Here is a 21,169-nt window from a genome sequence, read left to right on the forward strand (position 1 = left end):
ACCGCTAGGCCAATGCATGCACGACAATCTCAAGGACTACCCCCAGGTCCGCCAACTGGCCATCCGTTCGCTGTTCGAGATCATCGAGCAGTCCAGCGAAGGCACGGTGATCGTCGACCGCCAGGCGCGCATCGTCTGGATGAACGAACGCTATGCCCGGCGCTTCGGCCTGGCCGACGCCGCCAGCGCCATCGGCCAGCCTTGCGAGGCGGTGATCCCCGGCAGCCTGATGCGCGAGGTGGTGAGCAACGGCAAGCCGATCCTGCTGGACATGCTCGACACCCCCAACGAGCCGCTGGTGGTGATGCGCCTGCCGATCCACGACGACCAGGGCGCGCTGATCGGCGCCATCGGCTTTGCCCTGTTCGACGAGCTGCGCAGCCTGTCACCCTTGCTCAAGCGTTATTCGAGCATGCAGCAGGAGCTGGCCAGCACCCGCTCGCAACTGCGCGCGCGCCAGGCGCGCTACAGCTTCGCCCAGTTCGTCGGCAGCAGCGCCGCCTGCCTTGAGGCCAAGCGCCGCGGGCGGCGCGGCGCGGCCAGTGACTCGCCGGTGCTGCTGCTGGGCGAAACCGGCACCGGCAAGGAGCTGCTGGCCCACGCCATCCACGCCGCCTCGGCGCGGGCGCACAAGGCGTTCGTCAGCATCAACAGCGCGGCCATCCCCGAGACCCTGCTGGAGGCCGAGTTCTTCGGCACCGCCCCCGGCGCCTTCACCGGCGCCGAGCGCAAGGGCCGCAGCGGCAAGCTGCAACTGGCCGAAGGCGGGACGCTGTTCCTCGACGAGATCGGCGACATGCCACTGGCGCTGCAAAGCAAGCTGCTGCGGGTACTGCAAGAGAAGGAATACGAGCCGGTGGGCTCCAACCAGATGCTGCGCAGCGACGTGCGCATCATCGCCGCCACCTCCATCGACCTGCAGGCGGCCATGGCCCGTGGGGCATTCCGTGCCGACCTGTACTACCGGCTGAACGTGCTGCCGATCGAGGTGCGGCCGTTGCGCGAGCGGCTGGAGGACCTGCCGGCGCTGTGCGAGGCGATCCTGGCCGAGCTCGGCAGCCAGTACGAGCTGGAGCCCGAGGCCCAGGCGCTGCTGGGGCGCCATGGCTGGCCGGGGAACATTCGTGAATTGCGTAACGTGCTGGAGCGCGCAACCTTGCTGGCGGACCAGCCGCGCTTGAGTGTGCAGGACTTGATCGCTGCGTTGGGGCCGTTGAGCCCGGTGGCCACGGCCGCGCCGGTGCTGGACTATCGCCAGGCGTGCACGCAGTTCGAGCGCGGGTTGATTGTCGATGCCTTGGCGCGCAGCGCCTGGAATGTGCCGGAGGCAGCGCGGGCTTTGGGGTTGGGGCGGTCGACGCTGTACAAGAAGATGGTGGCGCTGGGGATTGAGTCTCAATAAAGAGACCAATATCTCAAAATTGAGATCGTGGGAGCGGGCTTGCCCCGCGATGGCGTCAGCCGCATAAAATCAGCTATTTCCTGTGAGGGAAATCGCGGGGCAAGCCCGCTCCCACGCGGCCGTGTCTCAAGATAGAGACTGGTGATTTAATTGCTTTAATTTTATTCATATAAATCAATGACTTAACAAACTGGCACGATTCCCGCTATCCGTATTTCCAACCATAAAAACAACAGTTGGAGATCCCCCCACGATGACCGTGCTCATCGCCCTCGCTGCCCTGGCCCTGCTGATGGTGGCCGCCTATCGCGGTTACAGCGTGATCCTGTTCGCGCCTATCGCCGCCCTTGGCGCCGTGCTGCTCACCGACCCCGCCGCCGTGGCGCCCGCCTTCACCGGGGTGTTCATGGAAAAGATGGTCGGCTTCATCAAGCTGTATTTCCCGGTGTTCCTGCTGGGCGCGGTGTTCGGCAAGCTGATCGAGCTGTCGGGCTTCTCGCGCTCGATCGTCGCCGCTGCCATCCGCCTGCTCGGCACGCGCCAGGCGATGCTGGTGATCGTGCTGGTCTGCGCCCTGCTCACCTACGGCGGCGTGTCGCTGTTCGTGGTGGTGTTCGCGGTGTACCCGTTCGCCGCCGAGATGTTCCGGCAAAGCGACATCCCCAAGCGACTGATCCCGGCAACCATTGCCCTGGGTGCGTTCTCGTTCACCATGGACGCCCTGCCCGGCACCCCGCAGATCCAGAACATCATCCCCAGCACCTTCTTCAACACCACCGCCTGGGCCGCGCCATGGCTGGGCCTGATCGGCACGCTGTTCGTGTTCAGCGCCGGCATGCTCTACCTGCAACGCCAGCGCAACAAGGCCCAGCGCAAGGGTGAAGGCTACGGCAGCAACCTGCGCAACGAACCGGAGACCGCCGACGACATCAGCCTGCCCAACCCGTGGCTGGCGTTGTCGCCGTTGCTGCTGGTGGGGGTGATGAACCTGCTGTTCACCCACTGGATCCCGCAGTGGTACGGCGCCAGCCATACCCTGCAACTGCCGGGCATGGCCGCGCCGGTGCAGAGCGATGTGGCCAAGCTCACGGCGATCTGGGCCGTGCAGGCGGCCTTGCTGGTGGGCATCCTGATGGTGCTGGTGTGCGCCTTCGGCACCATTCGCCAGCGCCTGGCCGAAGGCACCAAAAGCGCGGTCGGCGGTGCCCTGCTGGCGGCCATGAACACCGCCTCGGAATACGGTTTTGGCGCAGTGATCGCATCGCTGCCGGGCTTTTTGGTGCTGGCCGACGCCCTGCGCGGCATCCCCAACCCGCTGGTCAACGAAGCCATCACCGTGACCCTGCTGGCCGGCATCACCGGCTCTGCGTCGGGTGGCATGAGCATCGCCCTGGCGGCCATGAGCGACAGCTTCATCGCCGCCGCCAACGCCGCCAATATCCCGCTGGAAGTGCTGCACCGGGTGGCCGCCATGGCCAGCGGCGGCATGGACACCCTGCCGCACAACGGCGCGGTGATCACCCTGCTGGCAGTCACCGGGCTGACTCACCGTGAAGCGTACAAGGACATTTTCGGTATTACCCTGATCAAGACCCTGGCCGTGTTCGTGGTCATCGCCACGTTCTACGCCACCGGCATCGTCTAAGGAGAACTGCATGACGCTCAAAGGCAAGACCGCACTGGTCACCGGCTCCACCAGCGGTATCGGGCTGGGCATCGCCCAGGTACTGGCAGAGGCCGGCGCGAATATCCTGCTCAACGGCTTTGGCGACCCGGCAGCGGCCATCGCCCAGATCAGGCAGCACGGGGTGAAGGTTGCACACCACCCGGCCGACCTGTCCGATGTGGCACAGATCGAGCAGATGTTCGCCTTTGCCGAGCGCGAGTTCGCTGCGCTCGACATCCTGGTCAACAACGCCGGCATCCAGCACGTGGCGCCGGTGGAGCAGTTCCCGGTCGAGGCCTGGGACAAGATCATCGCGCTGAACCTGTCGGCGGTGTTCCATGGCAGCCGCCTGGTGCTGCCGGGCATGCGCGCGCGGGGTTGGGGGCGGATCATCAACATTGCCTCGGTGCACGGCCTGGTGGGTTCCACCGGCAAGGCCGCCTATGTGGCCGCCAAGCACGGCGTGGTCGGGCTGACCAAGGTGATCGGCCTGGAAACCGCCACCAGCAACGTCACCTGCAATGCCATCTGCCCAGGCTGGGTACTGACCCCGCTGGTACAGAAGCAGATCGACGAGCGTGCCGCCAACGGCGGCGATCCACAGCAAGCGCAGCACGATCTGTTGGCCGAGAAACAGCCTTCACTGGCCTTCGTCACACCCCGTCACCTTGGTGAGCTGGTATTGTTCCTGTGCAGCGAGGCCGGCAGCCAGGTTCGCGGCGCCGCCTGGAACGTCGATGGTGGCTGGCTCGCCCAGTGAGGGCGGGCGTTGAGCCTGGCGCGGTCTTGCATTCGTTTATCTGCAAGGAGGCCTTATGCGCCAAGCTCGACTCACCGCGTTACTGTCCCTGACCCTGGCTGCCGCCGCCCCGGCGATGGCCGCCAGCCTGAAGGACGTCGCGCCCTACCCCGAGGCGGAAAAAGGTTTTACCCGGCAGGTGATCCACCTGCCGGCCCAGGCCGATGAATCGGCCTACCAGCTGGAAATCCTCGCCGGCAAAACGCTGAAGGTGGACTGCAACCGCCAGCGCCTTGGCGGCAAGCTCGAAGAGCACACGCTGCAAGGCTGGGGCTACAACTACTACCGCCTGGACAAGGTCAGCGGCCCGGCCAGCACCTTGATGGCCTGCCCGGACAACAAGAAAACCGACGCCTTCGTACCCGTTGTCGGTGAAGGTTTCATGCTGCGCTACAACAGCAAGCTACCGGTGGTGGTCTACGTGCCCAAGGGTGTCGAAGTGCGCTACCGGGTATGGTCGGCCTCGCCGGACGTACAAACGGCTAAAGTGGAGTAACCGCCAGCGTCGGCAAGCCCGCTTTCGCGGCGGGCTTGCACCACGACAAAGCCATCACTGCAGCGAGGGTTGCGGCATGAACGACATACTCTGGCGCCCCTCCACCTCGCAGATCGAAGCCAGCCGCATGGAGGCCTTGCGCCGCCGGGTCAACCTGCGCTTCAACCTTCAGCTCGACGACTACGCCGCCCTGCACCGCTGGAGCATCGAGCACCGCGCAGCGTTCTGGCAGGCGCTCAGTGAATACTTCCACGTGCGCTGGCATACACCCGCTAGCCAGGTGCTGATCGAGGGCCCGCACCTGCGCGATGCCCGCTGGTTCGTCGGCGCTACCCTGAACTTCGCCGAACACCTGTTGCAACGCCGCGATGACCGCCCCGCCGTGGTCGCCGTGCGTGAGGACGGCGGTCGCCACAGCCTGACCCACAACCAGTTGGCCGCCCAGGTGGCCGGGATGCAACGAGCCTTGCGCCAGGCAGGCATCGTGCCGGGCGACCGCATTGGCGCGGTGATGCCCAATACCTGGGAAACCCTTGTAGCCATGCTCGCCGCCAGCAGCCTTGGGGCGGTGTGGTCCAGTTGCTCTCCGGAGTTCGGTACCCACGGCATCATCGACCGCTTCGGGCAGATTGCGCCGAAACTGCTGATTGCCTGCGCGGGCTATGCCTACGCCGGCAAAACCGTGGACCAGGTCGACAAGATCAACCAGATCGTCGCCCAACTGCCGCAACTTCAACACCTGCTGGTGGTGCCCTACACCCGGGCACAGACCCGCAGCGAAGAGTTCAGCGGGCCCCAGGTCACCCTGTGGGATGATTTCTTCCAGCCCGGCGGCAGCCCCACCTTCGTCGCCCTGCCCTTCGATCACCCGCTGTACATCCTCTACTCCAGCGGCACCACCGGTGTGCCCAAGTGCATCGTCCACCGGGCCGGCGGCGTACTGCTGCAACACCTCAAGGAGCACGGCCTGCACAACGACCTGAAGGCCGACGACGTGCTGTTCTACTACTCCACCTGTGGCTGGATGATGTGGAACTGGCTGGTCTCGGGCCTCGCGGTGGGCGCCACCTTGGTGCTGTATGACGGATCGCCCTTGCACCCCGGCCCGGAGCGGCTACTCGACCTGATCGACAGTGAAGGCATCCACGCCTTCGGCACCAGCCCCAAGTACCTCGCTGCCCTGGAGCAAGCCGGTGTTGAACCGATGAAAAGCCACCGCCTCGATAGCCTGAGGCTCCTGTTGTGCACAGGCTCGGCGCTGTCGCCGCACAGCTACGACTTCGTCTATGCCAAGTTCAAGGCCGATGTGTGCCTGGCCTCGATGTCCGGCGGCACCGACATCGTCTCCTGCTTCGTACTCGGCAACCCGCTGCTGCCGGTACGCCGTGGCCTGATCGCCGGGCCCGGCCTGGGCATGGCGGTGCAGGTGTGGAATGCACAGGGGCAGCCGGTGATCGACGAGAAAGGCGAGCTGGTGTGTACCCAGGCGTTCCCGTCGATGCCCCTGGGGTTCTGGGGTGACGACGATGGCAGCCGCTACCACGACGCCTACTTCAGCCAATTCGACGGCGCCTGGTGCCAGGGCGACTACGCCGAGCAGCGCGCCGGCGGCGGCCTGGTGATCCACGGCCGCTCGGATGCGGTGCTCAACCCCGGTGGCGTGCGCATTGGCACAGCCGAGATCTACCGGCAAGTGGAAAAGGTCGAGCAGGTGCTGGAAAGCGTGGCCATCGGCCAGGACTGGCACAACGATGTGCGCGTGGTGCTGTTCGTGCGCCTGCGCGATGGCCTGCAGCTGGACGACGCCTTGCGCCAGCACATCCGCGAGGTCATCCGCCGGTACACCAGCCCGCGCCACGTCCCGGCGGTGATCGCCCAGGTGAGCGACATCCCGCGTACCCTCAGCGGCAAGCTGGTGGAACTGGCGATCCGCAATGTGGTGCATGGGCTGGCGGTCAACAACACCGATGCCCTGGCCAACCCCGAGGCACTGGCGCAGTTCCGTGACCACGCGGAACTGCGCGATCAGGCATAATGGCGGCCTTTTTCGCCCCGAAGCACAGGTATCCCCATGAAAGCCCAAGCCCGCCATATCCTGGTCAAGACCGCTGACGAAGCCGAGAAGCTCAAGCAGCGCATCGCCAATGGCGAAGCCTTCGACGTGCTGGCGAAAAAATTCTCCACCTGCCCGTCCGGCAAGCGTGGCGGCGATCTGGGCGAAATACGCCCCGGGCAACTGGTCGGCGCCATCGACCAGGTGATCTTCAAGAAGCCATTGCGGGTGGTGCACGGGCCGATCAAGAGCAAGTTCGGCTACCACCTGGTGCAGACGTTCTACCGCGACTGAGCCGATGCTGGCCCTTGGCCTCCTGACAGTTTTGCCAGTTGCATCCCTCCTCCTGAACGCAGTACATCGCGGGTAATCCCGCACATCGCGCTTGCGCCGTGCGGGCTCTGTGCACAACGGAGGCCCAGGCGATGCACATGCGTCTGTTGCTGGCACTGGCGCCCTTGCCCCTGTTGCTGCTCGCCCAGGCCCAGGCAGCCTGCAGCTTCAGCCCTGGGCCAGGCAATGACAGCTATGTCTGCGACAGCGGCAGCGCCGCTTCGCTGCTCGACACCGGTGGCAACAACAGCCTGCTGCTACCCGCCGGCGGCAGTGGCACGATCAGCGGCAACGTGACCTTCGGTGCCGGCCAGGACGCCATCGACATGGCCTCGGGCCTAATCGGCGGCGACGTCAATCAAGGTGCCGACATCGATACCTTCACCATGAGCGGCGGCATCATCGAGGGCGACCTCAATCAGGGCGATGGCCTGGACCGCTTCCAGATGACCGGCGGCTGGATCAAGGGCAATTTCGACAGCGGTGACTTCGCCCAGATGGACGGCGGGCGTATCGGCAACGTCAATATGCGCCTGGACGAGAACACCTTCATCCTGCGCGCTGGCAGCATCGACCGGAATATCGTCACCGGCTTCGACAAGGACTATGTGGAGGTTTTCGGCGGCAGCGTGGGCGGCAATATCAGCGTCAGCGGGGGCGATGACCAAGTGCTGATCCACGGCGGCCAGGTTGCGGGCAGCGTGCTGATGAGCACCGGCAACGACCGGTTCAGCTGGACCGGCGGGCGAATCGGCACGCGGGTGGACATGGGCCCTGGCAACGACACGGCGCAGCTCCAGGGCCTGGCCAGTGACGCCCTGGTCATCCCGCTCGACGGCGGCAGTGGCAGCGATGCCTTGACCTTGTTCGCCAGCCAGGCCAAAGGCGGCGCCCGCTACCTCAACTGGGAGCGGATCGAGCTTACCGGCGGCAGCCGTTTCGAGCTCGACGACACGCTGCTGCTCGGGGATGCCGTCAGTGCCACCGGTACCCTGCAGATTGCTGCCGGCAGCACCCTGGCCTCGCGCCAAGGCACGGTCTCGGCCTTCGCCAGCGGCCAGCGCGTGGGGCTGAACAACGCCGGCACAATTGACTTGAGCGCAGGCAACGACGGCGCAGGCCGGCTACTGGTGATCGGCGACTACAACGGCGACAACGGTGTGCTGCGCCTGAACAGCGTGCTCGGCCAGGACGGCGCCGCCTCGGACCGGCTGGTGATCAGCCAGGGAGGCATCAGTGGCTCGACCGGGCTTTTGGTCAGCAACCTTGGCGGCACGGGTGCGGCCACCCAGGGCAATGGTATCCAGGTGGTCGAGGCACGCGACGGCGCCAGCGGCAATGCCAACGCCTTCATCCAGACCCAGACCCTGTCGGCCGGCGCCTATGACTACCGCCTGTTCAAGGGCGGCGTCACCGCTGGCAGCGAGAACAACTGGTACCTGCGCTCGACCCTGGTCGCGCCCCCCGCCCCGGCGCCTGGCATGGAGCCGCTAAGCACGCCGCCGGTAGCCGCGCCCGCCCCTGGCCAGGCCGACTTGCCCGCCCCGGTGGCCGGGCGGGTCATCCCCCTGTACCGCCCGGAAGTGGCGGTTTACGCAGCCGCACCGCGCGGCGCCGCGATCATCGTGCGCCAGGCCTTGGGCACCGTTGATCAGCGCCAGGATGATCAACAGTGGCTCGACGACGCGGCCGCGCCGCCTGCAAGCTGGGGCCAGGCCTACGGTAGCGCCCTTCGCCAGCAATGGAGCGGCACTGTGACCCCGACCCTGGACGGTGACCTTTACGGCTTCACGGTGGGCCAGGACCTGTATGCCCGAGCCACGGACGACGGCCACCGTCAGCACGCCGGCCTGTACCTGGGCCATGGCCGCCTGGACGGCGATGTCCGCGGGTTCGCCCTGGGCCGGGAAGACCGCCCGGTGGGCAACCTTGAGCTGGAGGGCAACAGCCTGGGTGCCTACTGGACCTGGGTGGGGCCGGCCCAAGGCTATGTGGACGTGGTGCTGCAGTACACCCATCTCGATGGCCGTGCCCGCTCCGACCGTGGCGACAGGCTCGACCTCGATGGCCACGCCTGGGCCGCCTCACTGCAAGGCGGCTACCCCTTGGCGCTGGCCGCGCAGTGGACCCTGGAGCCCCAAGCTCAGCTGATCGCCCAGCGGGTGAGCCTGGACAGCGCCAGCGACCGGGCGTCGCGGGTCAGCCATGACGCCCAGGTGGAATGGCTCGGGCGCCTTGGCCTGCGCCTGGAGGGGATGTTCCCTGCCACAGACAGGGTGCTGCTGCAGCCCTTTGCCCAGGTCAACCTGTGGCATGCCGACGGCGGCGCCGACACCTTGACCTTCAACGGCGTGGACCGCATAGACACCGACTACCGCTATACCGCGCTGCAACTCGAAGGCGGGCTGGCGGCACGCCTGGGTTCGGCGCTGAGCCTGCATGCGGGCCTGCAATACAGCACCAACCTGGACAGCCGCCAGCAGCAGGCCAGCGGTGTGAACCTGGGCCTGCGCTGGCAGTTCTAACGCCGCGCCGCCAGCAACCCGAGCCCCGCGCAACCCAGCAGCGAAGCACTGACCCGGTTGAACACGCGCCGTGGCCCTGGGCGTTCGAACCAGCGCTGCAGGTAAGCGCCGAGCCCTGCATAGATGGCGATGGCCGCCCACTCCAGCAGCAGGAACAGCACCCCCAACTGCAGGAACTGCTCGCTCACCGGCATGTTGCCGCCCACCGTCACGAACTGCGGCAGGAAGGCGGTGAAGATAAGAATCGCCTTAGGATTGCCGGCGGCCACCCAAAACTCCTGGCGCGCCAGCTTCCAGGTGCCACGCGGCTGCTCGCCCGCTACCCGCGCCTCGCCCACCGGCGCGCGCCACAGCTGCCAGGCGATATAGAACAGGTAACCGGCGCCCAGCACCTTGATCGCCAGGAACAGGTATTCGCTGGTATGCAGCACCACCGCCAGGCCCATGGCCGCCAGCGCGATCATGCCGCTGAACGCCAGCAGCCGGCCGGCCCCGGCCACGCAAGCGATGCGCAGGCCATAGCGGCTGGCATTGTGCAGCGACAACAGGTTGTTGGGCCCCGGCGCCATGTTCAGGGCGAAACAGGCGGGGATAAACAGCAGCAGGCTCGACAGGTCCATTCTTGTTCTCCTTCAAGGACCGCAGCAGGGTCGCGCCCGGCCTGCCCGCACGTCAAGCACAGTGATACGGCGAATGGCCGGAACAGTCAGCAGTGAGTAGACTGCCTGCTCCCACACAATGAACTTGCACGCCCGCTCCTACAGAAAAGCTGCGCAAGACAGTTGCTTCCATGTGACAACCAGGTGGCCTGCCATGCCCTTCCCCCGCAGTGAAATCTGGCATGACCCGGCGCTGCCCTTCGTCGAAAGCCGTCGCGCCTGCCATAGCCGCGCCTGTTACAAGGCGCACAGCCACCCAAGCTTCTCCATCGGCGCGGTGGATGTCGGCTACAGCCACTTCACTGGCGCCGGCCAAGGTGTGGTGCGGCTGACGCCCGGCACTCTGGTGCTGGTGCCGGCGCAACGGGTGCATGCCTGCAACCCCGAACCCGGCAAGGCCTGGAGCTACCAGATGCTGCACCTGGACGCCGACTGGCTGCGCTGCCTGCGCCTGGAGTCCGGTGTGGCGGCAGGTGAGCCGCTGGCGCCGGCGCGCATCACCCGCTCGCCAGCGCTGTACCGGCAGTTCTGCGCGTTGAACGACCTGCTGTTCTCGAAGGTTTCGCCACTGGAGAAGGAAGCGGCGCTGGTGGCATTCATCGGCGACCATGACTTCAGCAGCCTGCCCACCTTGCCACCGGCCCCGGCGCTGGCCCCTTCGATGCTGGGTGAGCTGGTCGCCTGCCTCGACGAGCAGGGTTTGGCCGAACTCAGCCTCGACCGCCTGGCCCGGCAGGCCGGGCTGGGTCGCTATCAACTGATCCGCGCGTTCGCCGCGGCCACCGGGATGACCCCGCACAGTTACCTGCTCAATGCCCGGGTCAACCAGGCGCGGTTGCTGTTGCGCCAGGGCTGTGCGCTGGCGGAGGTCGCCTATCGGCTGGGGTTCGCCGACCAGAGCCACTTCCAGCGGGTGTTCAAGGCCCATGCCGGGGTGACGCCCGGGGCCTACCGCGGCGGCTTGCAATAATCTTCAATACGCCCGGCCGGCACCTGCACAGACTGTGGTTTTCCCACACGGAAACCCGCTTGATGGAACAGTTCCTGCTCGTCGCCACCGCCCATTTTCTTGCCCTGCTCTCGCCTGGCCCGGACTTTTTCCTGGTGGCCCGCACCTCGGCCAGCGCAGGTTGGCGGGTAGCCAGTGGCGCCTGCCTGGGCATCGCCCTGGCCAACGGCGTGTTCATCGGCGCAGCGTTCGCCGGGGTGGCGGTGCTGCACGCGGGCAGCGCGATGTTCGTGGCCCTGCAACTGGCCGGTTGCGCCTACCTGCTGTACATCGGTGTTTTGTTCTTGCGCCATGCCGGGCACAGCAGTTTGACACCTGCCGCAACGACCACCGGGCAGGCGGCCAGGGGTTGGCTGGGCAGTTTGGGCATGGGCTTCGCCTCAGGCATCCTCAACCCGAAGAACGCGCTGTTCTACGCCAGCCTGGCGAGCATGATCGGCAGCAGCAGCGTCCTGCTCAAAGGGCTGTACGCCGGCTGGATGTTCACTGCGGTGCTGGCCTGGGACCTGCTGGTGGCGCTGGCTATTGGCAATCGTCGGGTACTGCGCCGCTTTGCCCAAGCCCTGCCCTGGCTGGAGCGGGCCTCGGGGGTGATGCTGATGGCCCTTGCTGCCGGTGTGCTGGTTCATCTGGCATGGGGCTGACCACCTCAAGCGTGGCGAGGTCCAGCAAGCTGAAGCAGCCACTGCTCCAACCGCCGGTATCCAGGTGCCAGACATTGCCCAGCACCTTGACCTTGAGCACCGGCGTATGCCCGACCAACAGCGCGCGCAGCCCTTCGACCCTGGCGTCGTCGCCTTCCTTCAGGCGCCGCCGTGACCATTGGCACACTTCACGTATGCGCGGATCGTCGTCGTCCAACAGGCTCGCGCGCAAATCCTCCCAGCGCGCGAAGGGGCTGTCGGCGTGCAGCAGGCCGATAGGTCCGTCATGGGTCTGCACTTCCAGGGCGATAGGCAATTCAAGGAACGCATCGACAAAAGGCCGCTGCTGATCCTCTGGCAAGTCGAGGAACCAGCCACCGCCCGCCGCGCGGTACATGTCCAGGTCAAGCCGGCCGCCGCGCAGGTGATTGATCGCCAGGCTTTCGTGGTTGCCCTGCACCGCGTGGAACCAGGGCTGGCTCAGCCAGTCGAGTGCCTGCGCACTGTGCGGCCCGCGGTCGACCAGGTCGCCGACGCTGAACAGGCGGTCGACCGCCGGGTTGAAGCCGGCGCCATCCAGGCACTGTTGCAAGCGCTGGAAGTGCCCGTGGATATCACCCACGGCCAGGTCGCGCCCGCGGGTGTTGACGGCTATCCGCCTGAAGCGGCTCATTGCATCGTTCCTCTGCTACGGCCTCGGCACCGGCGTAAAATGGTTGGGCAAGCCACCGCACCCGGAGGTGCATCATGCGTACCACCCTGGCCTGTGCCGTACTGATGGTGCTGGCATTTGACAGCATGGCACAGGGCTCCCCGACCGCCCAGGTCGAGGTGCGTTTCGAGCACCCGGAAAACTTCCGCGATGCCAGCCTCGACAGCCAAGGCTATGAGCGTGGCGCCGACCCGCAGGTGATCAAGGCGCTGACCGAACATTTGCGCAAGCTCGGCCAGCGTTACCTGCAACCTGGCCAGCAACTAGTGATCGACATCCGCGACATCGACCTGGCCGGGCGTTACGAGCCATGGCACAGCCAGGCCTACGATGTGCGCTTCATGCGGGAAATCACCTGGCCGAGCATCGACCTCAGCTACACCCTGAGCCAGCCCGGCCAGCCTGCGCGCCAGGCGGCGGAGCACCTCAGCGACAAGATGTACCTGAGCCGCCCGGGGCGCCAAGGCAGCAGCGACCGCCTGTTTGCCGAGAAGGCCATGCTCAGCGACTGGTTCCGCCAGCGCTTTGCCCCGCCGCCGCACGCCTGAGCCTCAGCCGCGCAGGCGGCGCAGGGCGATCGGTGCAATCAGCCGGTGAAACGGCGCCACCGGCAACATGTACAGCCGGCCCAGCAGGTTGTGGGTGCGCACCACGGTACTCACCAGCACCTGGCACTGGCCGTCGGCGGCCGGGCGGCGGCTCAGCGCAATGTACACATCCAGGTGGCGGTCGCGGTCAACCAGCAGCACTTCGTCCTCGGTATTGGCCAGCAAGGTGAAGATGCCCACGCGCTCGCCGGGCTGGTAGCTGGCGGCTGGGCGTGCGGGGTCGATGGCCGTGAGCCGGCCCAGGTCCTTGAGGCCGACCAGCGCCACCAGGCGGTTGCGCAGCACCATCAGCGCATCGATCCAGCCGGGCATGCCGGCCATCAGCCGCAGGAACAGCGCCATGGCTGGTTGTGCCGGTTGCGCCAGGCTGATCGCCCGGCAATGGCGGAACCCGGCCTGGGCGGCGTGGGCGCTGATCAACGAGTCGCTTGGAATGGTCGCGGTGTAAGTCATCAGGGCTTTCCGTCCTTGGAATCAGCACCTTCGTGCTGGCGAAGGCGATCTGCCCGATAGTATCCTGCGCGCCCGAACCGACGCCAAGGATGGATGCATTCGTGAACACCTGTACCACGCCCGAAGTACCCGCGGCATGAAGTACCTGTTACTGACGCTGGCCAGCTATGCCACCAGCTACTACCTGGTGGGGCTGCTGATCCAGGGGGGGCTGGCAAACATCGCCGAAGACCTGCGTCATCGCCCGGATGCACCGCCGCCAGGCCAGTACCTGCGCGAGGTCGAGCAGCATGCACGGCGCGCCCACCGCCACTACGCCCTGTTCAGCGGCAGCCTGTTGGCCCTGTTGCTGGCGTTGCTGTGTGCCTGGCTGAGTTGACGGCGGTTACTGGAAGTCCAGCGCCAGGCTCTGGCGCCCTTCCAAGGCCAGCAGGTATTGCTTGGCCGGCAAGCCGCCGGCGAAGCCAGTCAGGCTGCCCGAAGCGCCGATTACCCGGTGGCACGGGGCGATGATCGAGATCGGGTTACGCCCGTTGGCCGCCCCCACCGCCCGCACTGCCTCGGGGTTGCCGATCTGCCGGGCGATATCGCTGTAACTGCGGGTCTCGCCGAAGGGGATGCTCAGCAACGCCGCCCACACCTGGCGCTGGAACGCGGTGCCGGCAAAATCCAGCGCCAGGTCGAAGGTGCGGCGGTTGCCTGCGAAGTATTCACCGAGCTGGCGGGCCGTTTCGCGCAGGACCGGGTGCTGGTCATCGCGCTGCAGTTCGCCCAGGCGCACTCGGTTGGCCCGCTCCTGCTCCCACAGTACTGCGGCCAGGCACGCACCGCGGGCCACCAGGGTCAGCGTGCCGACGGGCGAGTGCATCAAGGTAAAGGCGCAGGGCATGGCAAGCTCCGGTCAGGTCACAGTCTGCGCACTCTACCCACCGCACCGCTTGTGCGCATCCGCTTTCTTGCCATGCCCCTGGGCCAGCCCGGCCCTAGGTCCGCGCACACATCTGGGCGGCATCGAGCAAACGCCCATGGTCGTACCAGGCATCACGCTGGTAGGCGGAGTATTGATGCTGCCCGCCGGAGCCTGTGACCTTGACCAGGCCATCGGCCTTGCTCGGGTCGGTGCTCTCGACGAACAGCTCGAGGGCGTCCTGGTTCTGCACCGTATAGGTTTTCGCCGTGTCGGGCAGTTCGGATTTCACGCAGCGCAGGTAGTCCGGCGGGCTTTTCGCGGTCGAGCCAAAAGTATTGTCGTGACTGGCGCGCAGGTCAGGGTCATGGGCACAACCTGCCAGCAGCAGCCCGGCGGCCAGCGCCACCAGCGGTTTCATCGAGCGCTTCATACAACCTCCGATCACCCCATCAGGAAACCCTGGACAGTGACGGACAGCAACCACCCTTTTTAATAGTCAGCTTACGATTGGAAAGGTTAGCCCCGCCCCACCGGGCTGTTATGCCGGTTTGCTATGGGCGCCAGACGCTGCGTGCATGTCGCCGACACAGTTAAACCCGCTGGTCGGGCATGGACCACACTGTGCGCAAACAGGCGCCTACTGGTGCTCGGGCCTTGTCACCCGACGTTGAACACGCCAATCGAGGTGTGCCGCCATGAAGCGCATCAACAAGCTCATCCAGCAGCGCCGTCATCAACTGCACGTGCACCTGCCGCCGAGTGGACTGGAAGCCACCCCTTTTACACCTGCGGTCAGCGTATGCGCGCGATGGTTGCCAAGCCTGGACACCGAAATTCAGCCGAGGACGCCGCCGCACACCGGCGTCATGACCTTGCGTACCGCGACTTTGGCCAGATCGTAGCTGGATGCCCCGGTACCTGGCCGCTACAGTGCGGGACGCTGGCAGCGGCCAGATCACTGACAAGGAGGTTGCCGATGTTGTCGAAGCTTTTGGTGACGGTGGGTATCGTCTTCTACGCGGTCGTGGTGCCGATTCTTGAAATCAACGATACCCACGTGTTCAACCAGGCCTGGGCGCCACACGCCCGACTGCACGAGACCTGGCAGCTGTTCACCAATACCGCGCTGGGTGCCTTCAGCGTGTGGCTGGTCTGGGGCAGGAACGATCTGCGGCTGGCGAGCCTGCTGACCCTGTTCGTCACGGGCGGTTTCCTGCTGGCCTATTGGTTGCGGGACGGCTACGGCGGCTCGATGGTGCTCAGCGACGGCTCCGAGAAAATGATCATGGGGGTCAATCTGGGCCTGCTGGCTTACACGCTGGCTATCCTGCTGGCGGGTACCGCAGTGGCCATTGATCGACGTGCTCGGGGGGGCCGCCAACGGGCGCCATGAATGGCGGCAGGCCGTTGGCCTGTATTGCTCGCTAAAGGTCCCGCTTCATGAGCGCCACCTTTACGGAGTGAAATACTGCTGCACCTGCGCAGCTGACATCCCTTGTTCAACAAGCATGCGTACGGTCGCGGATCGGTCCCTTTCAGCTTGTGCTTTCGCCACATCAGTCTTCGCAAGATCAGCTGCCGCCTGAACAGTCTCTTTATAAGCAGCAAGAAACTCAGCCGATGTAAAGTCATGCCTCAAAGACTGCTCACAAAGTCTATAAAGCGACTCGCGCAAAAGCATCGTCATTTGGGTGCGCTCAGCCAACTTTACAACGGTGGAGTTAAACTCAGATTTAGCCACTGCGTCACCGACGCCCTCCTTTTTAAGCGTGGTCTCAAGTTTTGACACCAAGCTCAAGGCAACATCTGGTGGCGGCTCAGAGCAGACCTTGATTCTGACGTCATCGGGCGCAAGGATAGCGCCACGCCGTGACGCATCGTAGTCGAACCAATAGGCCGTTGAGCTTTCTAGCTGTGAGCTACGTGCGGGCGAAGTAAAATTCGTGCACCCCGGAAGTAAAACGGTCAACGCAAGACATACAGCTCCTTGTACCTTCATGGCTTGTCCTTATGGCTGAATTTGACAACAGACTACGCATCACATGAAAGCTTAAGCAGGTAAAGCAAGCTTCATTAACTCTGTATAGCCCAGAAACTCATCAAGTCGATGAAATTTAAGCCTTTCGTACTTGTGTATCGCACGTCTGGGCAGCCGCAGGCCAAGTATCGGGCATATCAAGAGCTGGCCGAGCACCTCAACGACGACGCCATGGCCACGCTGAGCGTCAAGGCCCGCCCCCGCCTGACCTTCTGACGCTTTCAGTCAGCGCCAGAAATTGTGTCGTGCATGTATTCGATGACGATCATTCCATCGTTGATGCGCACCTTGCACGGCCAACTCCTTCAGCATGAGTGGCGGCAGAGTCAGTCCGGCCTGCAGCGCTAACGGCTGGAGGTCCGGGGATTGCGTGCGATCCAGTTTGCCAGGCGATATGCGCACCGGCGTAAGAATGGAAAGGTAGCAGTGCCCCCCTCGAAGAGCGCAGAGCACGTGAAGCAGGCGTCCGATCTGCACAAGCCATGGCTGCCGGCGCTCAAAGAACTCGCGATCAGGCGCCGCCCCCATACAACTGCCGTCACACCTATGCGACAATGCGCCCAATGTCCGGCCTTAACCCCCGCATTTTTCGCCCAACAGCTGGGTCACAGCGTGCAAATGCTGCTGTCGACATACGCCCGTTGGCTCAACTCAAGCTCCGACTGGAGCGAGCTGGAAAAACTCAAGATTGGTATCAAATCGGTATCAGTCGAGAATCCAGCCGCGTAAGTTATTGATAGGTAAGCGCTTTGATCTCCACCGCCAATATCACCATGCAATTCGGCGCCAAGCCGCTGTTCGAAAACGTCTCGGTCAAATTCAACAACGGCAACCGCTACGGCCTGATCGGCGCCAACGGCTGCGGCAAGTCGACCTTCATGAAGATCCTCGGCGGTGACCTGGATCCGTCCGGCGGCCAGGTGATGCTCGAGCCGAACACGCGCCTGGGTAAACTGCGCCAGGACCAGTTCGCCTACGAAGAATTCACCGTGATCGACACCGTGATCATGGGCCACGAGCAGCTGTGGAAGGTCAAGGCCGAGCGCGATCGCATCTACTCGCTGGCAGAAATGACCGAAGAGGACGGCATGGCCGTCGCCGAGCTGGAAACCGAATTCGCCGAGATGGACGGCTACACCGCCGAATCCCGCGCCGGCGAGCTGCTGCTGGGCCTGGGTATCCCGCTGGAACAGCACTTCGGCCCGATGAGCGAAGTGGCGCCGGGCTGGAAGCTGCGCGTACTGCTGGCCCAGGCGCTGTTCTCGGACCCGGACGTGTTGCTGCTGGACGAACCGACCAACCACCTGGACATCAACACCATCCGCTGGCTGGAAACGATCCTCACGGCGCGTAACAGCACCATGATCATCATTTCCCACGACCGTCACTTCCTCAACAGCGTCTGCACCCACATGGCCGACCTGGACTACGGTGAGCTGCGCCTGTTCCCGGGCAACTACGACGAGTACATGACTGCCGCCACCCAGTCGCGCGAGCAGCTGCTGTCGGACAACGCCAAGAAGAAAGCCCAGATCGCCGAACTGCAGAGCTTCGTCAGCCGCTTCTCGGCCAACGCCTCGAAAGCCAAGCAGGCCACCTCGCGGGCCAAGCAGATCGACAAGATCCAGCTGGCCGAGGTCAAGCCGTCGAGCCGCGTGAGCCCGTTCATCCGCTTCGATCAAACGAAGAAACTGCACCGCCAGGCGGTGATCGTCGAAAAAATGGCCAAGGCCTTCGACGACAAGGTGCTGTTCAAGGACTTCAGCTTCACCATCGAAGCCGGCGAGCGCGTGGCGATCATCGGCCCCAACGGTATCGGCAAGACCACCCTGCTGCGCACCCTGGTCGGTGAACTGACCCCGGACAAGGGCGAAGTGAAGTGGACCGACAGCGCCGAAGTGGGCTACTACGCCCAGGACCACGCCCACGACTTCGAAGAGGATGTGAGCCTGTTTGACTGGATGGGCCAGTGGACCAGCGGTGAACAGGTGATCCGCGGCACCCTCGGCCGCATGCTGTTCTCCAACGACGAGATCCTCAAGTCGGTGAAGGTGATTTCCGGTGGTGAACAGGGCCGCATGCTGTTCGGCAAGCTGATCCTGCAAAAGCCCAACGTGCTGGTGATGGACGAGCCGACCAACCACCTGGACATGGAATCGATCGAGGCGCTGAACCTGGCGCTGGAAAACTACCCGGGCACCCTGCTGTTCGTCAGCCACGACCGTGAGTTCGTGTCGTCGCTGGCCACCCGCATCATCGAGCTGACGCCCGAAGGTACCGTGGACTTCAGCGGCACCTACGACGACTACCTGCGTAGCCAGGGTGTAGTGGTGTAATCGAGCCCTCCCGGTCGGTCTGTACCGCCCAGGAGGTCGTTTTCGCGGGTATATCGCATCGGCGAACCGCCGCTGCGATTTACCCGCGAAGCAGCCACCAGCAATTCCACTGGATAACACCACCCAACGAATAATTCGTTAGCCTGCTTTCTTTTCCCCCGCACAACGGCCATGATGCCGGTACGCCCAACCGCCTACCCGCGAACGTGCCCATGACCGCGCAACAGCCCGCCCCCGGCGACACCTCAAGCATCACCCTGCAAATCCTCGCCATCGTCTTCTATACCTTCATCGCCTTCCTCTGCATCGGCCTGCCGATCGCAGTGCTGCCCAGCCATGTCCACGACCAACTTGGCTACGGCGCCGTGGTCGCCGGCCTGACCATCGGCCTGCAATACCTTGCCACCCTGCTCAGCCGGCCCTTTGCCGGGCGGGTCGCCGACACCCTGGGCGGCAAGCGGGCGATTCGCTTTGGGTTGTATGGCATCGCCGGCTGCGGCGTGCTCACCCTGCTCTCGGCCTGGACCCTCACCCTGCCCTGGCTGAGCCTGCTGCTGTTACTCGGCGGGCGCCTGCTGCTGGGCATCGCCCAAGGCTTGATCGGGGTGGCGACGTTGAGCTGGGGGATTGGCCAGGTGGGGCCGGAGCATACCGCGCGGGTGATCTCGTGGAACGGCATCGCCTCCTATGGCGCCATCGCCATCGGTGCGCCGGTCGGTGTGTTGCTGGTGGATACCCAAGGATTCTGGATATTGGGGCCGGCGCTGCTGGTGCTGGCACTGGGCGCGTTGCTGGCGCTGCGCAAGCGCCCGGACGTGGTGGTGGTGCGCGGCGAGCGCCTGCCCTTCTGGTCGGCGTTCGGTCGTGTGGCGCCTTGCGGCCTGGGTTTGACCCTGGCGTCGATCGGCTACGGCACCCTGACCACCTTCGTCACCCTTTATTACCTGGAGCGCGGCTGGACGGGCGCTGCGTTGTGCCTGAGCGCGTTCGGCCTGTGCTTCATTGTTTCGCGGCTGCTGTTCGTCAACGCGGTCAACCGCTTCGGTGGCTACAACGTGGCGATTGCCTGCATGGCCACCGAGGTGCTGGGGCTGGCCCTGCTGTGGCAGGCGCCTTCACCGCTGTGGGCGATGGTCGGCGCCGGGCTGACCGGCTTCGGCCTGTCGCTGGTGTACCCGGCGCTGGGCGTCGAGGCGATCAGGCAGGTGCCCAGCAGTAGCCGAGGTGCCGGGCTGGGTGCCTATGCGGTGTTCTTCGACCTGGCGCTGGCCATTGCCGGCCCGCTGATGGGCGCGGTGGCGATACAGCTGGGCTACGCCTCGATCTTCGCCGTCGCCGCCCTGCTCGCCTTGTCAGGGGTTGGCCTGACGCTGCTGCTGGCCCGACGCGCCCAGCGCGGCTGATCGCTCGGCAGGCTCGGGCGCACCCAGTGCCTGGCTGAAAAAGGCCGTGGTTTCGCTGCGCAGCGAGCGGTGGATATACCGGCGGTCGACACCGTCGGCATCCTTGCACAACACCGGCATGCGCAGGTGTTGCTCATCGTCGCACGGCGCCATGAACACGAAATGTCCCGCCCCGGCGAGCAACCGGTAGTCCGGCGTCAGCGGCAGCTTGCGCGCCAGGGCATCGGCATTGTGCTCCAGGGCCAGCAACTGGTCCGAGTCGCCGCTGTAGATCAGCGCCGGCACATGCACCCCGGCCAGGGCGTGGCGGCCGAACATCAGGCTCAGCGGCGCCATCAGCATTACCGCGCCTACCCGCGCATCGGCCCGTGGCTCCAGTTCACTGTGGTCGGCGATCAGCACACCATGGGTCTTGCAGGCGTCGGCGTCGTTGGGGCGTTGCTGGCAATAGCGGCGCAGGCGATCAAGGTCGGGTTGCGCGCCAGACAGGATCAGCGCCGTCTCGCCGCCGGCCGAATAGCCGATCACCCCAACTTTGCCGTCATTCAGATAGGGGCCGACCAGTTTATCGGCGCGTGCGGCCGTGATCGCCGCGCTGACCTGCAACGGCCGGCCATAGAGGTTACTGAGCGTCCCGAGGCGGCTACGGTCGCGGCTGTTGTCGCCGGGGTGGATCACCGCCACCACCACGAAGCCTTGGCGTGCCAGGCCGTTGGCCAGGTCGTGCAGGGCCATGGGGCTGCCGGTATTGCCGTGGGAGATCACCAACAACGGGAAGCGGCCCATGGCCACGGGTGCGTCCTGGGCAACCCGGGTCTGATAGCCCTCGATACGCACGGGCCGTGCCTCGCCGCTGGAGGGGTAGAACACCAGCGCCTGCATGGGCCTGTGGTCCACCGGGTCGGCCAAGGTGAGCCGGTGCAGGCCGGCGACCCAGGTTGCCGCGTTGGCCTGGGCCAGCAGGCCACCGAAAAGGACGATAGCCAACAGGGTACGAAACGGAGTCATGCAGGGGCGCTCCCGTGGCCGGGCGGACGTATTTCGCCAGCATAGAACCCGGCCAAGCACAGCTACATGAAAACTGAATGAAAAAAAGCCGATCGGCGCTCAAGGCGACGATCGG

The 21,169-nt window shown here is 65.1% G+C and carries 22 protein-coding genes and 2 pseudogenes; 17 read left to right on the forward strand and 7 right to left on the reverse strand.

Translation table 11 applies throughout. The features are described from left to right. Window positions 1-16 precede the first annotated feature (16 nt). The 7 genes from ACQ4N9_RS17375 (at window position 17) to ACQ4N9_RS17405 (ending at window position 9,274) form a co-directional block, all read left to right on the forward strand. Window positions 17-1,402, forward strand: coding sequence for a sigma-54 interaction domain-containing protein (locus ACQ4N9_RS17375; protein WP_390970738.1), 1,386 nt, complete (start codon window positions 17-19; stop codon window positions 1,400-1,402). Window positions 1,403-1,655: 253 nt separating this feature from the next. After that, window positions 1,656-3,047, forward strand: coding sequence for a GntP family permease (locus ACQ4N9_RS17380; RefSeq protein WP_125464145.1), 1,392 nt, complete (start codon window positions 1,656-1,658; stop codon window positions 3,045-3,047). Between the two features lie 10 nt (window positions 3,048-3,057). Beyond that, window positions 3,058-3,828, forward strand: coding sequence for a 3-hydroxybutyrate dehydrogenase (gene hbdH / locus ACQ4N9_RS17385; protein WP_390970741.1), 771 nt, complete (start codon window positions 3,058-3,060; stop codon window positions 3,826-3,828). Between the two features lie 55 nt (window positions 3,829-3,883). Beyond that, the gene (gene eco, locus ACQ4N9_RS17390) at window positions 3,884-4,363 is read left to right on the forward strand and encodes a serine protease inhibitor ecotin (protein WP_125858684.1); all 480 of its coding nucleotides are present in this window, start codon (window positions 3,884-3,886) and stop codon (window positions 4,361-4,363) included. A 76-nt stretch (window positions 4,364-4,439) separates the two neighbouring features. Next, entirely contained in the window at window positions 4,440-6,398 is a 1,959-nt protein-coding gene (locus ACQ4N9_RS17395) for an acetoacetate--CoA ligase (protein WP_390970744.1), read from the forward strand. A 36-nt stretch (window positions 6,399-6,434) separates the two neighbouring features. Beyond that, window positions 6,435-6,710: a peptidylprolyl isomerase gene (locus ACQ4N9_RS17400; protein WP_110994954.1), complete on the forward strand. Its 276-nt coding sequence runs from the start codon at window positions 6,435-6,437 to the stop codon at window positions 6,708-6,710. 131 nt (window positions 6,711-6,841) lie between these two features. Then, entirely contained in the window at window positions 6,842-9,274 is a 2,433-nt protein-coding gene (locus ACQ4N9_RS17405; protein ID WP_390970746.1) for an autotransporter outer membrane beta-barrel domain-containing protein, read from the forward strand. On the opposite strand, the gene ACQ4N9_RS17410 is transcribed toward ACQ4N9_RS17405, so the two are convergent. Beyond that, window positions 9,271-9,894 (reverse strand): LysE family translocator, encoded by a 624-nt coding sequence (locus tag ACQ4N9_RS17410; protein ID WP_110994952.1) that lies wholly within the window; start codon window positions 9,892-9,894, stop codon window positions 9,271-9,273. The two genes, ACQ4N9_RS17405 and ACQ4N9_RS17410, sit on opposite strands and share 4 nt — an antisense overlap. Window positions 9,895-10,087: 193 nt before the next feature. Between ACQ4N9_RS17410 and ACQ4N9_RS17415 the strand changes: the two genes are divergently transcribed. Both ACQ4N9_RS17415 and ACQ4N9_RS17420 read left to right on the forward strand, forming a co-directional pair. Then, window positions 10,088-10,903, forward strand: a complete 816-nt coding sequence (locus ACQ4N9_RS17415) for a helix-turn-helix transcriptional regulator (RefSeq protein ID WP_390970748.1) — start codon at window positions 10,088-10,090, stop codon at window positions 10,901-10,903. Window positions 10,904-10,965: 62 nt separating this feature from the next. Further along, window positions 10,966-11,586 carry a LysE family translocator gene (locus tag ACQ4N9_RS17420; RefSeq protein WP_390970750.1) on the forward strand — a complete coding sequence of 207 codons (621 nt, stop codon included), beginning with the start codon at window positions 10,966-10,968 and terminating at the stop codon, window positions 11,584-11,586. 106 nt (window positions 11,587-11,692) lie between these two features. Here the strand turns inward: ACQ4N9_RS17420 and ACQ4N9_RS17425 are convergent. Then, a pseudogene (locus tag ACQ4N9_RS17425) lies at window positions 11,693-12,259 on the reverse strand (metallophosphoesterase); the annotation flags it as partial. Window positions 12,260-12,333: 74 nt separating this feature from the next. Here ACQ4N9_RS17425 and ACQ4N9_RS17430 point away from each other — a divergent pair. Further along, window positions 12,334-12,846, forward strand: coding sequence for a DUF3016 domain-containing protein (locus ACQ4N9_RS17430; protein WP_390970752.1), 513 nt, complete (start codon window positions 12,334-12,336; stop codon window positions 12,844-12,846). A 3-nt stretch (window positions 12,847-12,849) separates the two neighbouring features. Here ACQ4N9_RS17430 and ACQ4N9_RS17435 read toward each other — a convergent pair whose 3' ends face one another. Next, on the reverse strand, window positions 12,850-13,359 hold the full coding sequence (locus ACQ4N9_RS17435) for a DUF2867 domain-containing protein (RefSeq protein WP_125858690.1): 510 nt from the start codon (window positions 13,357-13,359) through the stop codon (window positions 12,850-12,852). Between the two features lie 136 nt (window positions 13,360-13,495). On the opposite strand from ACQ4N9_RS17435, the gene ACQ4N9_RS17440 reads away from it, so the two are divergent. Next, window positions 13,496-13,738 carry a hypothetical protein gene (locus ACQ4N9_RS17440; protein ID WP_125464155.1) on the forward strand — a complete coding sequence of 81 codons (243 nt, stop codon included), beginning with the start codon at window positions 13,496-13,498 and terminating at the stop codon, window positions 13,736-13,738. 6 nt (window positions 13,739-13,744) lie between these two features. Here ACQ4N9_RS17440 and ACQ4N9_RS17445 read toward each other — a convergent pair whose 3' ends face one another. Together ACQ4N9_RS17445 and ACQ4N9_RS17450 are read right to left on the reverse strand one after the other, a co-directional pair. Continuing rightward, window positions 13,745-14,248, reverse strand: coding sequence for a methylated-DNA--[protein]-cysteine S-methyltransferase (locus tag ACQ4N9_RS17445; RefSeq protein ID WP_390970754.1), 504 nt, complete (start codon window positions 14,246-14,248; stop codon window positions 13,745-13,747). Between the two features lie 94 nt (window positions 14,249-14,342). Further along, window positions 14,343-14,699 carry a hypothetical protein gene (locus ACQ4N9_RS17450; RefSeq protein ID WP_125464157.1) on the reverse strand — a complete coding sequence of 119 codons (357 nt, stop codon included), beginning with the start codon at window positions 14,697-14,699 and terminating at the stop codon, window positions 14,343-14,345. 265 nt (window positions 14,700-14,964) lie between these two features. On the opposite strand from ACQ4N9_RS17450, the gene ACQ4N9_RS17455 reads away from it, so the two are divergent. Both ACQ4N9_RS17455 and ACQ4N9_RS17460 read left to right on the forward strand, forming a co-directional pair. Then, window positions 14,965-15,171, forward strand: coding sequence for a hypothetical protein (locus ACQ4N9_RS17455; RefSeq protein ID WP_125858693.1), 207 nt, complete (start codon window positions 14,965-14,967; stop codon window positions 15,169-15,171). Between the two features lie 74 nt (window positions 15,172-15,245). Beyond that, on the forward strand, window positions 15,246-15,662 hold the full coding sequence (locus tag ACQ4N9_RS17460) for a hypothetical protein (protein ID WP_390970757.1): 417 nt from the start codon (window positions 15,246-15,248) through the stop codon (window positions 15,660-15,662). A 60-nt stretch (window positions 15,663-15,722) separates the two neighbouring features. Here the strand turns inward: ACQ4N9_RS17460 and ACQ4N9_RS17465 are convergent, their stop codons facing one another. Then, window positions 15,723-16,268: a hypothetical protein gene (locus ACQ4N9_RS17465; protein ID WP_390970759.1), complete on the reverse strand. Its 546-nt coding sequence runs from the start codon at window positions 16,266-16,268 to the stop codon at window positions 15,723-15,725. A 108-nt stretch (window positions 16,269-16,376) separates the two neighbouring features. On the opposite strand from ACQ4N9_RS17465, the gene ACQ4N9_RS17470 reads away from it, so the two are divergent. The 4 genes and pseudogenes from ACQ4N9_RS17470 to ACQ4N9_RS17485 all read left to right on the forward strand — a co-directional run bounded on the left by ACQ4N9_RS17470 (window position 16,377) and on the right by ACQ4N9_RS17485 (window position 20,046). Further along, the gene (locus ACQ4N9_RS17470) at window positions 16,377-16,523 is read left to right on the forward strand and encodes a hypothetical protein (RefSeq protein ID WP_390970760.1); all 147 of its coding nucleotides are present in this window, start codon (window positions 16,377-16,379) and stop codon (window positions 16,521-16,523) included. 135 nt (window positions 16,524-16,658) lie between these two features. Continuing rightward, window positions 16,659-17,036 (forward strand): annotated as a pseudogene (locus ACQ4N9_RS17475) (site-specific integrase); the annotation flags it as partial. Between the two features lie 20 nt (window positions 17,037-17,056). Continuing rightward, the gene (locus tag ACQ4N9_RS17480) at window positions 17,057-18,643 is read left to right on the forward strand and encodes an ABC-F family ATPase (protein ID WP_125464165.1); all 1,587 of its coding nucleotides are present in this window, start codon (window positions 17,057-17,059) and stop codon (window positions 18,641-18,643) included. Between the two features lie 212 nt (window positions 18,644-18,855). After that, window positions 18,856-20,046, forward strand: coding sequence for an MFS transporter (locus ACQ4N9_RS17485; protein WP_390970763.1), 1,191 nt, complete (start codon window positions 18,856-18,858; stop codon window positions 20,044-20,046). Here the strand turns inward: ACQ4N9_RS17485 and ACQ4N9_RS17490 are convergent. Beyond that, window positions 19,996-21,054 (reverse strand): alpha/beta hydrolase family protein, encoded by a 1,059-nt coding sequence (locus ACQ4N9_RS17490; protein ID WP_390970765.1) that lies wholly within the window; start codon window positions 21,052-21,054, stop codon window positions 19,996-19,998. The genes ACQ4N9_RS17485 and ACQ4N9_RS17490 overlap by 51 nt on opposite strands. Between the last annotated feature and the right edge of the window lie 115 nt (window positions 21,055-21,169).

The sequence above is a fragment of the Pseudomonas sp. ES1 genome, from assembly GCF_050586605.1.
GTDB lineage: Bacteria > Pseudomonadota > Gammaproteobacteria > Pseudomonadales > Pseudomonadaceae > Aquipseudomonas > Aquipseudomonas sichuanensis.